Below are 13,199 nucleotides of genomic sequence, written 5' to 3' on the forward strand. Positions count from 1 at the left end.
GAGCAGCTTTCCACGTTTGTTATCGCCGGGGCAAGACAGTTTAAGCTTTTTTATTACGCCAGTGCGGATTGCCAGCGACTTGCAAGCCGGCGCTTATCGTGCCTTGATTTCTTTTGAGTTGATGTATGACTAACTTTTATGGCAGAGGTATTTATATGAAAGTTATGCCATTTAAATTGATGATTAAAAGCGTATTAACGCTGTTAATCGTTTTATCATCATATATTTCAATGACATCGACAAGTTATGCTGTTGAAGTTTTCATTAATGGAACATTAATTGCTGAGCCTTGCACTTTAATGCCTGGTGATGAAGAAATTGAAGTCGATTTCGATACGATCGTCGATAAATACTTGTATATCAATACAAGGACTCATCCAGAGCCATTTAGTATTCACCTAATCGATTGTGAAGTTGGACCTGGTGATGGTGTTAAGGTCAGTTTTATGGGGGCAGAGAATCCTAACCTCCCTGGATTACTTGCTTTAGATGCTGGAAGTGTTGCAACAAAAGTGGGCATTGGAATACAAAATGAAGCAGGAAAATTAATTCCAATTAATACAGAAACAGATCTATATCCTCTAATGAATGGTGACAACACACTAAGGTTTCAGAGTTTTGTTGAAGCTGAATTAGATGCAATCAAAGCAAAAACAATTGGGCTAGGTACTTTTGTAGCAACAGCTGTTTTTATATTGAATTATGATTAATTATTCATTTTAGGCGGAAGTATGAGAATTCTTACTTTATTTTTGCTGCTAATATTTTCATTTAGTTCTTATGCATTTAAATGTAGAAATGGTGATAGACAAACACCAAATGGCTCTGTTGTTGATATATATGTTCCTGTCGAAGATAACATTGATGTAAATAGCTTAGGTGAAAATATTTTTGCAAACGTGGGAGACCATTTCGAGTGTTATAATGATTACGGTTGGGGTATAGATTACCTTGATGTTATTGAGATAATACCAGGGCCAAGTATTGAGAGTGCAGGGTTAGCTTCAGGGGTATATTTACATGGTGTAAAATATTATTCGGATAGCCCTCTGGGTTCTGGAGTTAATGCATTTGAATTAGAGGATTCTGAATGGACTCCACTAGATGTAGATATGTTTTTTGATACAACACAAGCTGTTGGTCCTTTAGTTATTATTTCTGCTGGTCAACCTATTTTGACATTAAAAATGCACTTTCATTCAACTAATGATGATCATGAAGAATGGTTCACATGGGTGTTTAGAGCTGATAATGATATGTTTTTGGCATCTGGTAATTGCATGATCAATGATAACGAGCCTATTGAGATTGATTTTGGTGAAGTAAGTAAAAATAAAATCTCCACAGTAGGCCATCAAACCTTTTACCAAGTTGATGAAGAGCTAAATTACGACTGTGAAAATAACTCGGTCAATGAAAATATTAAAGTATCACTATTTGCTGATGTTGCACCGTTCTCTTCAACTGCTTTTCCAACCAAAGAAATATCAGGTCTTGGCGTTGAAATGTATCATGATGGAAAAGTTATCGCACCGCGAGAAGGGTTTAATTCTAATATCTACAATGGTAGAGGGAGAGATACTGTAACTTTTACACTAGTTAAAACTCCTAATCCAGGACCTAGTGATTTACAAGAAGGTGATTTTTCTGCAAGTGCTTCATTGGTTATGTCGACACCATAATTATATTTAAACTATAAAAAAATAATAAATAAAAGATCTTATTAGCCCTAATAAGATCTTTTATTCACAACCCAAATAAATACTCTCTTTGTTTATTTGATATTTATTCTAATTAGAGAAAACATTATGAAAAAACTATTATTAGCAACTTTGCTAACATCAACGTCATTATCTGCAATGGCAGCAGATTCTGTTGATATTTCTGTTATTGGTACCATTAGCCCAACTTCCTGTGTACCGAGTGCGTCAGGTGGTGGGGTGGTCGATTATGGAAATATCAAACCTGATGCATTAATGTCAGGTGCACCGACAGTATTGCCGGCGAAAACCGTCAATATTTCAATCAGCTGTGATGGTAAAACCTCAGTCGCTCTGCGTGCCACCAGCAACCGCCCAAATACGGTTCCAGATACCAGTGGCGCTGAAAATATTTCAGGGAGTGCTTTAGTTAGCCAAGCCGTTATTGATGCGGGTTTAGGTAAAAATCTACCATTCAGTTTACCAACAGTTTTGAAGCCAACAGCAGCTGGTCTTGGCCTTGCTAACGGTAATAAAATTGGTGGTTATATGATGAACTTACCGGTGACGTTGGTAAACCTAGATGGTGACCCAGCAGCGGTACGTTATTACTCATTAACGGCACCAACCTCGACCTCTGGCTGGAGCAAAATGACAGCGGGTATTTCAGCTAACGATGGTGATTCTTTACTGCCACCAAATACGGCATTCTTTGGCTACAGCACCAACAGCGCAGATAGCGTGCCTGAATCATTCCAAAACTTAAGCGCGACGGTAGTTATCCAAGCTTATATTACCGATAAAGATACATTAGCAACTAACCAGCCGATTAATTTAGATGGTTCATCAACCATCGAGCTTTATTACTATTAATTAAATAAAAAATTAATTAAATAACGAATTCATTAACGTCTTTATCGACTATTGAGAATTTATGATGAAAAAAGTTCTTTTATCAGCGCTGCTTGCGTCTGCGTCATTGCCTGCGTTAGCGGCGGACTCTATTGATATTTCTGTTATTGGTACTATTAGTCCAACGGCTTGTGTGCCTTCCGCTGCGGGTGGGGGTGTCGCTGATTATGGCATGATCAAGCCAAGCGAGTTGGAAACAACAGGCGTCAGTGTACTGGATGTGAAAACCTTAGGTTTCTCTGTGCAATGTGATGGTGTGACGAATGTGGCGTTACGTGCAAATAGCAACCGAGGTAATGCTTCGGATGCCGGCCCAGCAAATGACACTGGCGCATCAAAACTGACAGATACTACGGCGCTTAGTTCAATGATTGCCAACCTGCCTTATAACGTGTCAGTCGTCAATCCAGATGTGATGGGTTTAGGTACGGCACCTAATGGTGCAGACATTGGTGGTTATATGATGCTGTTACCAACGAGTTTAGTCACATTGGATGGTGAGGCAGCGACCAAACGTTTCTATGCATTTGGTCCATTAACTCAAAGCACCACGTGGAATACCGAAACACAGGAAACCAACCACGGCGGTAGCATTAACTCAGGCGCTACTTTTGTTTCTTACAGCGCCAACAACACAGATACTAAGCCACAAGCTTTCCAAAATTTAACCGGAACGCTGATTATTCGTGCTTATATTACCGACCAGTCTAAATTGGATGTGACTCAACCTATTAACCTTGATGGTTCATCGACCATTGAACTTTATTACTATTAATAACTAAAAAGGTCGTTACTCGGCATATCTAGGCTGAGTAGCGGCCTTATTTTTTGAGGGCACAGTATGTTTGTCAAAATAATTACGTGGGTAATGTTGATGTTTTTGCCGATAACCTCGGTGTGGGCTGCAGGCATGGTGCCTCAAAGTTCTATTGTCGTGATTGAAGAAAGCGATGGTGAAGGCAATATTGATATAAAAAATACCGATAAATATCCAAGTTTATTGATCACTAAAATCGAAGATCTTGAAGACGATAAAGAAGACTTGATTACGGTTTATCCACCTGTTGCACGCGTGGAAGGGAATGAAATTCAAACCGTACGATTTTTGATTACCTCAAAAACGCCGCTGAAAACGGAACGATTAAAACGCGTGACTTTCGAAGGGGTTCCTCCGAAAAAGGGTGAATTGGAAAAAGAAATTAACGTCACCTTCAAACAGAATCTCCCTGTGATTATTCGACCTGCGGGATTGGCGCAAAACCTTACCCCTTGGGAAGGCTTAACGTGGGAATATAAAAACAACCAATTTATTGTCACTAACCCTTCACCGTATATTGTGCGTTTTATCTCACCCAATATTACCGTATTACCTTCAGGCCAAAAATTCACTTTGCCTAAAAGCTACATATTGCCCCACCAATCGTTTGATTTGTCGAGTAACGAAAACGCCAATATCAAAAATGCCGATAAAGTGCGTTTTTACCCTGCGACGACTTGGGGATTCTCGACGGATAAATATTACGATGCGGCATTAGTGCGTTAATTCAACGGATTTAAAAATAATAGCGTAACTAAAATGAAAAAATATACGCCGACAGCGCTCCTTTTTTTGGTCAATCTTCACCCTGCGATGGCAACAGAATCGATGACCTTTGATGAAGAATTTTTAAAGTCACGCGGTATTGATACCTCGATTGCTAAACAATTTGCACAAGCCCCCGCTTTTTTACCGGGTCAACAAGAACTCAAAATTTACGTCAATAATCAATACCGTGCGAGTGTGGATGTTGATATTAATCAGGATGGACAGCCGTGTATTAATGCCGCGCTATTAGACGCTATTGGGATTAATGATCCGCGTACTTTTCAGGGGGCACAAACCTGCATCGCACTTCAGCAGCTTTGGGAAAACAGTGATATTGTGCCTAAACCAACAAAACAAGAACTGTGGTTTTTTGTTCCTGAACGCGCGGTTGCGACAAATTTTAATCAGCAAAAAAGTTATGTGTACGGCGGCACCGGCGCCATCGTGAATTATGCTGCAAACTATATGGGCAGCTCAGGCTCGGGCAACCGCGACATGTATTATGTGAATACGGAAGCGGGGTTTAACTATCAAAATTGGCTGTTCCGCAGTTATCAAATTTATAACCATTTCACTGAGTCAGAATTTATCCATCAATATGCGTATGCGCAAACCACACTCGAAAAGCAGAAAAAAACACTGCAATTGGGACAAATCAATTTAAATAACAGCGTCATTGGTGCATCTCGCGTTATTGGCTTGCAACTGTTCCCTGAAAATCAATTGGAAAATCACCGTGGTGGTGGCGCATTGGTGACGGGGGTAGCCGCAGAGTCTTCCATGGTGGAAATCTATCAGGCAGGCCGATTGCTGTATAATACTGCCGTTCCTGCGGGGCCTTTTGAGTTATCCCAATTTTCGTTAGTCAATCAAACCGCTGATCTACTGGTGAAATTAAAAGGGGTCAACGGGCAAGAACAACAATTTATTGTCCCTGCCTCGACGTTTTCGAATGACAGTCCATTGAGCAATACGGGCTATTCCATGGGGATCGGTCGTTATGATGAAAACAATGCACCGCATAAGCCGTTAGTCGCATCGCTATCAAAAGGATGGGGGGTGAACCGCTATTTAGGGTTACAAACCGGCGCGGTGGTGTCTCCCGACTATTATGCTTTGGGGGTGAATAGTGCCGTGCGTTTGAACGAGTCATGGCGTTTGTCGGCCAATACGGATGTGGCACGTGATGAAAAGCATCATAAAACGGGGGGGCTATTCACGGGGTCGATGGCCTATTTAGCCTCCGATACGCTGTCTATTGGGGTCAATGCCTTGATGCAAAGCCCTGATTATCACTACTTAAGTGACGCGGTGAGAGATGAACCACGTGTTAATAATAAGCAAAAGCAGTTTGGTGGCGACATTAATTGGTCAACGAGCTGGGGAACATTGGGCTCTTCAGTGGGGCGAACTTATACGCAAGACAATCAGTCTCAAGACTACATTAGCTTCTCATGGAGCCAAACACTTTACAGAAACACCCTTTTAAACACCAGTTATCAGCGCACTTACAATATCGACAATGTGTATGAAGATACCTTTTATTTACGACTGAGTATTCCACTGGATCGTGCCAATATTTCATCGTGGTTAACGCGTTCCGATAACAACAATCGCTGGGGCACTCGCTATAACAACTATGAGAGCCATGATAGAAACTGGGGCATCGCGTATGATTATAGCGACCAAAAACAGTATCAATCGGTTTCTGCTAATGCACATACCGTCACACCGTATAGCCAGTTAGGTGCCAATATTCGCCGTGATAATCAACATCAAACCAGTTGGGGAGCTTCCTTAAATGGGGGCATTGCCATGGTCAATGAAGGTGTATTGCTGTCACCGTATGAAATCAAAGACACCTTTGGTATCGCGAAGGCAGGTGATAGGCGTTATGTCCGTTTAGACACGGGGGCAGGCCCAACGTGGACTAATGGCAATGGCTATGCCGTGATCCCCAATCTCAATGCTTATCAACAAAACGCGGTGAAAGTCGATCCGAGAAGCTTATCTCGCCAAAGTGACATCCTTAATGCCTATAAAACCACGTTACCTGCAAAAGGTTCGATTGTACCGATGACTTTTACGGTGGTCGAATCGCGTCGTGTGCGGGTGAATACACGATTGGCAGGGCGACCGTTACCCGTTGATAGCGTGATCCGCGATGAAGCGGGTAACTTTTTAACATTGGCGACCCAAGCAGGACAATTTTTCTTAGGTCAAGCCACGCCGGCGATGAAGCTGATGATTGAAACACCAGAAAAACAGGTTTGTGTTGTTCAACTCGATTTACCTGATGAGCCTGAATCACAAGCTTTATACGAAGAGGTTAATGCATCATGTCAATAATACAGCGGGTGAAAAGGCCCCTCATTGGGCTTTGTTTTACTCTCAACGTATTTGCATATTCACCTTATCTGTACGCAGAGAGTACGGTGGAGAATGATTGCCAATTGGTGGTTTCTCAATCGAGTCTTGATTACGGTACGGTTTCGCGTGATCAGATCAAACGCTTGTCGAGCGGAGAGGGAGAGTTACCGAGTCGACAGGTGGTGGCCAAATTGATGTGCCCACAGGAGATTGAGCCTGTCTTTAAAATTCAAGACCTTTTGGGGGGGAGTCCAACTGACTTTCAATATGGTCAAAAAGGTCTATTGCAAGTCAGCTTAGCAGACTATCGCATCGATGGGCAGAGCACGACTGCAACGGTTGTTCGTCATCAAGTCCATCAATCCACGGCCTTATTAAAGCCAAATGATGAAATTCGTCCACAAGCCGCAGTGAGAGGTAAAAATATTGAACTGGTGTTAAATGTCACACCAAGAGTCGCAGCCACTGAGGTGACTAACCCGATGGTTTTAACTCAATCAGGGCAATTTTCTTTGAATTTTGCGGCATTACCGCCAAGCCCTGTGAGGGTTTCCTCTGAATTACGAGCAATCGCTTGTATTCCTTCGGTATCGAACAACGGTATTGTGGATTACCATACTCTCCATTCCAACGATTTAGCGGATGGCACAGTGACCGTCTTACCGGCTCAAACACTGAATTTTACTTTGAGTTGTGATGCTGCGACGAATGTGGCGGTACGCGCAAGAAGTAATCGGCTGCAATCGACCCCAAATGCAGAGAGTGAAAATGAGATTGGCAGTGCACGCGCCAAAGCGGAAGTGTTATCAGCTGGTTTTGGGAAAAACTTGCCGATGGGGCTTCCGAATGTGACGCAAGCGTTTGTGGCAGGACTAGGAACAAGTAATAGTCAAAAATTGGGAGGGTATCTCCTGAATTTGCCATTTACCCAAGTACGGTTAGATGGACAGGTGGTAACAACGAAATATTGGACACCTTCGTTGCCAACAGAGACAACGAATTGGAATAAAGAAACGGATTTACAAGGTAATGGTGGCAGCTTATTTACAGGAACTGCCTCGTATTTCTCATTTGGCACCGACACAAGTTCTGCTGTGCCAACTCCCTTTAAACAATTAGAAGGGTTGTTAATTATTCAAGCCTATATTACTCAGAAGCAAGATTTGGATTTAACGGCACCATTACACCTTGATGGTTCTTCAACGATTGAACTGTATTATTATTAAGTAATATATTGATAAACAAGCATCCATGGCTAAAGTTATTTTATAGCCATGGATGCTTGTTTAATCTATGGGTAAAAAACATTTTTTCGTTAGGAAAATAAAACTATTTGTTGAACTATTAGCGTTCAAGTCAACGATATTTTCTTGAACCACCTGCGTATTGAGAACATTAGTTTTTCGGGTTGCTCAAGTGGAAGCATATGACCTGTATTGTCAATAATACATAATTCTGAATTCGAGTAATCAGAGAGTAAAGCTTCAGATTCAGCAATTGATCTTAATTTATCACTCGCAGAGGCAATAATTAGCACTGGAAAATTATTTTCAGCCTTCAACAAAATGGGGTTATTGCGAACAATCAGTGATTGTTGAATAAAAACTTTTCCACCTAACCTGATACTCATTTCTCGTATCATGGTTATTAACTCATGATTATCCTGATTGAGTGAGTGTAATGATGAACGAATGGCTGTAGTACTTAACCCGCCATAAGTATGTGGATTCGCCATTCTTGCATTAGAACGCTTTTGTTTAAGCTGAGCAGGAGCATCGGGTAAATTAGATGTAGCGATGAGAATCATTGCTTCTACTTTGTTGGGAACGAGGCTAGCAATCCATCTAGCCACATAACCACCTAAAGAAAACCCAATTAAAACAAAGTTAGATGGGGACTGTTCGATAATATTTAGAGCCAACTGTTTAAGGTCACTGCTATCCGTTATTTTTGCATAAAATACTTCCCCTAATGATGACAGATCTTGAACAACATCTTGCCATAAACGTTCATCAGTCATAAAACCGGGTATTAAAACAAAATTCATAATATGCCTTTAAGTTCAATTTTATATTTACTAGGGTTGTTTCAATGTGTTGTAAGTTTCATCCTGAAACCAGCGTATTGAGCATACTATTAGCCCTAAAAAGCTAATACCACTACCTAGCCATAATGCAGATAGAGCTCCTTCTGCATGAGAGAAGGATAGACACCATGCAACAAGTGAAGCTCCAAGTGTTTGACCTAATAATCTCGATATGGCGACAATTCCACTAGCGCTGCCACTTCTGGATAAAGGAACTGTTCCCATAATGGTGCGGAGGTTGGGTGTTTGGAATAATCCAAACCCTATGCCACAAAGCGCCATTCTGATCATGATCTCGAAAGAGGAAGGCGCCATAGGTAGTAAAGTAAGGGAAAGCATTCCAAGCATAAGCAATAATATTCCTACACTGATAATAACTTCGTTTTTATATTGATCAGAGAGCCTACCAGCGATAGGTGCGACAAGCGCAACCATCACAGCCCAAGGGGTAATATAAAGGCCTGTTTCGAATTGGCTTTTTTGAAATACAATTAAAAAAAGAAATGGAAGCGCAACAAAGGCGATACCTTGAACAGTATAAGTGCAAATAGATGTTAGTGCTGATAACAATAACGTAGAAGATTTGAAGAGATCTATTGCAAGGATTAATGATGTACCTTTAATTTCCTTGTGAACGAGAAATATGCCAGATAGTATTGAAAGCGACCACGTGATAATGACGATAGCCCATGAGCCATTTCGAGTTAATTCACCAAGCCCAAAAATGAAAGTAAAAAACATGATAAAGCAGAGTAAGGCACTCCAGCAGTCATATTGGGCAATTGAAGAAATCTTATTGCTGTCTGGTGTTAAATAAAACCATGAAAGAAGTGTAGCAAGACACCCTATAGGAACATTGATTAAGAATAGCCATTCCCAATCAGCAAGTGACAATATTAAAGATGACAATAATGGTGCAATCGTAAATGAAATAGCCACAATTAATGCATTAAACCCTAAACCTTGTCCGAGCTTATTGGCGGGATAGATTAATCTTATCAGTGCGGTGTTCACACTCATGATCGCCGCTGCACCAAGACCTTGCAGTGCTCGAAAAACAATAAGTAAGGATAAAGAATCTGCGAGTCCACAAAATAATGAGGAGAGGGTAAATATCATTAGCCCCATCAGATAGATTTTTTTATATCCTATAAATTCGCCTAAAATAGCAAATGGTAACAACAACGAGATCATGACCATTTGATAAGAGTTAATAATCCATACTGCACTTGATGCATCTACATTGAGCTGGGATGTTATTACGGGAAGTGCTGTATTGACTATTGAAATATCTATTGTTGTCATACATATAACAATAGAGATGGCGGTCAAAGACAACCGCCATTGTAAAATATTTGAGTTACAAACTTTCATTAAACGGCGTAACCTGTTTTTTTCATTGTATCAACGGCCTTATTTTCGTTTGAGCCTTCTTGAATTTCATAGATGGAGCCGAATTCAGTCTTGGCGATAGGCAAATGATGAGTGCCTTGGTTAACTCTGGCTTTTCGTGATATTTGACCACGGAGTAATTTAATTCCAGGCTCATTATGAGCCGCATGTGGTCCGAAATAGATAGGAAAAGCATCAGCACTTCGATAAGCAGGTAAAAAGGTTCGACGTGGAATTGAAGAGGTATTCACTGCTGAAGCATGCATTGTAAGGCAGTGTAAAAAAAGTACATCCCCTGCTTCTGCCTCTATATAGATAGCATCATTTTCATTGACACCCTGTATTTTACCTCTGAAAAAATCATCAATATTATGAGATAACAACCCATGCTTGTGTGAGCCAGGCACGACTTGCAAGCAGCCATTCTCGATAGTTGCATCATCAAGAAATATTAATGCAGTTAATAAATCTGAATTAGTATGGGGATAATATGAAAAGTCTTGATGCCATTCTACGAGGCTTCCTACTTTTGGCCCTTTCATATTTAATTTACTATAATGAAAAACAATATTTTCACCTATTAAGTGCTGTACTATATCCAATAGTTGTTTGTCTTCAGCTAGCTCAACGAAAGCCATGTGTTTCTTAGTCGGGGACCATATACGTCTTACAATCGCATTATCTTTAGGTTCCTTTTCTGAATTTTCGTCAGCATCACTACGCGATAAAATTTCATCTATTGCAGATAATCCTTTAAAAATCATTTCATCATTGAAATGGTTTTTAACAACTAAATAGCCATTATCCCTATAAAATTGTATATCTGAAGAATCAAGCATATATAGCTCCTATTTATAAAGTGGATTTAATCAAGCCACCATCTACACGGATATTATTGCCCGTCAAATAACTGGCAGGTTTGCCTGCTAAAAACACTGCGACAGCGGAAATTTCATCGATGCTTCCATCTCTGTTTAACGGTATCGATTTATGATTTTCGTTTTTAACCTCTTCAATTGAAATATCCCATCTTTTAGCTCTTTGTTTATCGATACTTTCTAATCGTTCCGTTGTTATTCTTCCAGGGACTAATGTATTCACTGTAATACCAAATGGCGCTATTCTATTTGCTAAGGTCTTACTCCAGCTAGTCAAGGCTGAACGCAGCATATTAGATATGGCAAGGTCAGGAATTGGCTGATATACCCCAGATGAGGTGATGGTTATAATTCTCCCCCAATTATTACTTATCATAGGCTCTATTAACTGGTTAGTTAGGTCTATAAATATATTTATCATTTCATTAAAATGATTTAGGTAATCTGTGCTGCTTAGTGACAGAATATCTGCTGATTTTGGCCCTCCTGATATATTAACTAAAATATCAATGTTAATTTTTAATTCTTTTAATTTGGCTGTAATGATATTAACTGCATTTTTCTGACCAATATCAATTTGCAAAAAATTAACAGTGATTCCGTGCTCTTTGATTAGTTCTTCTTTCAGGGAAACTAGTTTATTTCCAGAACGTGCTATTAAAAATAAATTAACTCCTTCTTTGGCCAATTGCTTTGCGATTCCATTGCCAATTCCACGACTTGCACCAAAAATCAATGCATTTTTACCATTAATGCTTAAGTCCATTGATTTTCCTTTATTAGCTGACTAAACCTATATTTTTCTCAATAAATTGGTCATCTTCATTTTTTTCATAAAAATGCACTCCGAGACTTTTAAATTCCTCGAAAAAATCTGGGAATGAGCAATGCACATCTTGATAGCCTTCTAGACTATTGGGTGCATCACAACGTAGTGACGCAACAAACAGTGACATGAAAATATGATGATCCCCCCAGCTTTCCATTGTTACACCACCGGGATAGTGACTTTTTCCTTTTATTTCGAAGCCATCATAAACGTTATCTTTGAAGAGAGGTTTAATATCAACACCCATTTTAGTTAATTCTGAAATGATAGCTTTAATTCTAGGAGACTTATGTAATCTAGTGATTGAGCCACCAACGACTTTAAACGTTCCAGGCACATATGAACCTAATACGGCTAATGTTGGTACTATATTAGGGTAGTCGCTAGCATCAAATTCATAATCACCTTGGATTAGCTCATTATTTTCTAAAATTAATTGATTTTTCTCATCATCAAATTCAGCTTTAACACCCAAGGTTCTTACAATATCAATAATAAATTTTTCGCCTTGATAGCTTTGGCTATTCATATTGCATAGTACAGTACGCCCTTTATAGATAGATGATGCAGCAATAAGATAAGAGCTTGAAGTAAAGTCGCCAACAATTTGGTGTGTAATAGCCTGATATTTTCCAGGGTATACTTTTATCCTAGTGAAATCTTCTGCAACTTCAATCTTGATACCTGCTTTTGTCATTGTATCAATAGTTTGCTTAATATATGACACTGATAATATTTCACCCTCAATAAATATTGTGGTTGGCTCTTCAGCCATTGGTGCTGCAATCAAAATTGCTGTAATAAATTGTGAGCTTAAGTTCCCTTGGATGTGGCACTCTCCGCCTTTAAATCCACCTCCCCAGTTGACGACAGGAGCATTCCCCTTTTTTACTACACAATGAATTCTAGCTCCTAAGTTATTTAATGCATCGAATAACGGAGACATGATGCGGGTACGAAGTATTTTGTCACCAGTAATTATGGTCGGTTTTTTAGAAAAACATGAAATAGCCGTAAAAACACGGAAGACTAAGCCTGACCCCAATGCATCGATAATTTTTTCATCGGGTATAAGGGTGCTGCCAACACCATCAATTTCTAAATAGCCATCCTTCTCCGTTATTTTTGCACCAAAATGACGACAAGCATTTTTCATCGCTGTGGTTTCTAAACATCTTAAATCGTTGTAAACGTATGAAGTTCCATTAGCGAGAGTAGCGGCTAAAATGGCTCTTTGTGTTTCTGGTTTGGATGAAGGAATATTAGCTTTTCCAGATAGTTGATCTGTAGGTGTTATGCTTAATAGCATTGGTTAATCCTCAATTTAATTGTAGAGTTATATTATATTGGTTCTATATTTAATCTTTTCTAATATATGGCATTTTTATCTTTTGAAAATGCTTAGGTAATTAAGTTAATTATTATCTTGTTAAACTCTTTTGATTTT

At 39.6% G+C, this 13,199-nt stretch carries 12 protein-coding genes; 7 read left to right on the forward strand and 5 right to left on the reverse strand.

What is annotated here, in order from left to right; genetic code table 11:
* Positions 1–155 precede the first annotated feature (155 nt).
* The 7 genes from AC3Z9T_RS19735 (at position 156) to AC3Z9T_RS19765 (ending at position 7,793) form a co-directional block, all read left to right on the forward strand.
* Positions 156–710 carry a fimbrial protein gene (locus tag AC3Z9T_RS19735; RefSeq protein WP_490127796.1) on the forward strand — a complete coding sequence of 185 codons (555 nt, stop codon included), beginning with the start codon at positions 156–158 and terminating at the stop codon, positions 708–710.
* Positions 711–731: 21 nt separating this feature from the next.
* A complete protein-coding gene (locus AC3Z9T_RS19740) occupies positions 732–1,682 on the forward strand; it encodes a fimbrial protein (RefSeq protein WP_490127797.1) in 951 nt (316 codons plus the stop codon).
* Positions 1,683–1,808: 126 nt separating this feature from the next.
* Entirely contained in the window at positions 1,809–2,573 is a 765-nt protein-coding gene (locus AC3Z9T_RS19745) for a DUF1120 domain-containing protein (RefSeq protein ID WP_490127798.1), read from the forward strand.
* 61 nt (positions 2,574–2,634) lie between these two features.
* Positions 2,635–3,387 (forward strand): DUF1120 domain-containing protein, encoded by a 753-nt coding sequence (locus AC3Z9T_RS19750; protein WP_490127799.1) that lies wholly within the window; start codon positions 2,635–2,637, stop codon positions 3,385–3,387.
* A gap of 66 nt (positions 3,388–3,453) precedes the next feature.
* Positions 3,454–4,155: a fimbria/pilus chaperone family protein gene (locus AC3Z9T_RS19755; protein ID WP_490127800.1), complete on the forward strand. Its 702-nt coding sequence runs from the start codon at positions 3,454–3,456 to the stop codon at positions 4,153–4,155.
* Between the two features lie 33 nt (positions 4,156–4,188).
* On the forward strand, positions 4,189–6,546 hold the full coding sequence (locus tag AC3Z9T_RS19760; RefSeq protein ID WP_490127801.1) for a fimbria/pilus outer membrane usher protein: 2,358 nt from the start codon (positions 4,189–4,191) through the stop codon (positions 6,544–6,546).
* The gene (locus tag AC3Z9T_RS19765; protein WP_490127802.1) at positions 6,537–7,793 is read left to right on the forward strand and encodes a DUF1120 domain-containing protein; all 1,257 of its coding nucleotides are present in this window, start codon (positions 6,537–6,539) and stop codon (positions 7,791–7,793) included. Before AC3Z9T_RS19760 ends, AC3Z9T_RS19765 begins: the two co-directional genes overlap by 10 nt.
* 125 nt (positions 7,794–7,918) lie before the next feature.
* Here AC3Z9T_RS19765 and AC3Z9T_RS19770 read toward each other — a convergent pair whose 3' ends face one another.
* The 5 genes from AC3Z9T_RS19770 to aroA are packed head-to-tail and all read right to left on the reverse strand — an operon-like array spanning position 7,919 to position 13,061.
* Positions 7,919–8,614, reverse strand: a complete 696-nt coding sequence (locus tag AC3Z9T_RS19770) for an alpha/beta fold hydrolase (RefSeq protein WP_490127803.1) — start codon at positions 8,612–8,614, stop codon at positions 7,919–7,921.
* 30 nt (positions 8,615–8,644) lie between these two features.
* Positions 8,645–10,027: an MFS transporter gene (locus tag AC3Z9T_RS19775; protein ID WP_490127804.1), complete on the reverse strand. Its 1,383-nt coding sequence runs from the start codon at positions 10,025–10,027 to the stop codon at positions 8,645–8,647.
* Positions 10,027–10,884 (reverse strand): phytanoyl-CoA dioxygenase family protein, encoded by an 858-nt coding sequence (locus AC3Z9T_RS19780; protein WP_490127805.1) that lies wholly within the window; start codon positions 10,882–10,884, stop codon positions 10,027–10,029. The genes AC3Z9T_RS19775 and AC3Z9T_RS19780 overlap by 1 nt, the downstream gene beginning before the upstream one ends.
* A 13-nt stretch (positions 10,885–10,897) precedes the next feature.
* Entirely contained in the window at positions 10,898–11,689 is a 792-nt protein-coding gene (locus AC3Z9T_RS19785; protein WP_490127806.1) for an SDR family oxidoreductase, read from the reverse strand.
* A gap of 13 nt (positions 11,690–11,702) precedes the next feature.
* A complete protein-coding gene (gene aroA / locus AC3Z9T_RS19790) occupies positions 11,703–13,061 on the reverse strand; it encodes a 3-phosphoshikimate 1-carboxyvinyltransferase (protein ID WP_490127807.1) in 1,359 nt (452 codons plus the stop codon).
* Positions 13,062–13,199 lie beyond the last annotated feature (138 nt).

Source organism: Providencia sp. 6390 (assembly GCF_058148425.1).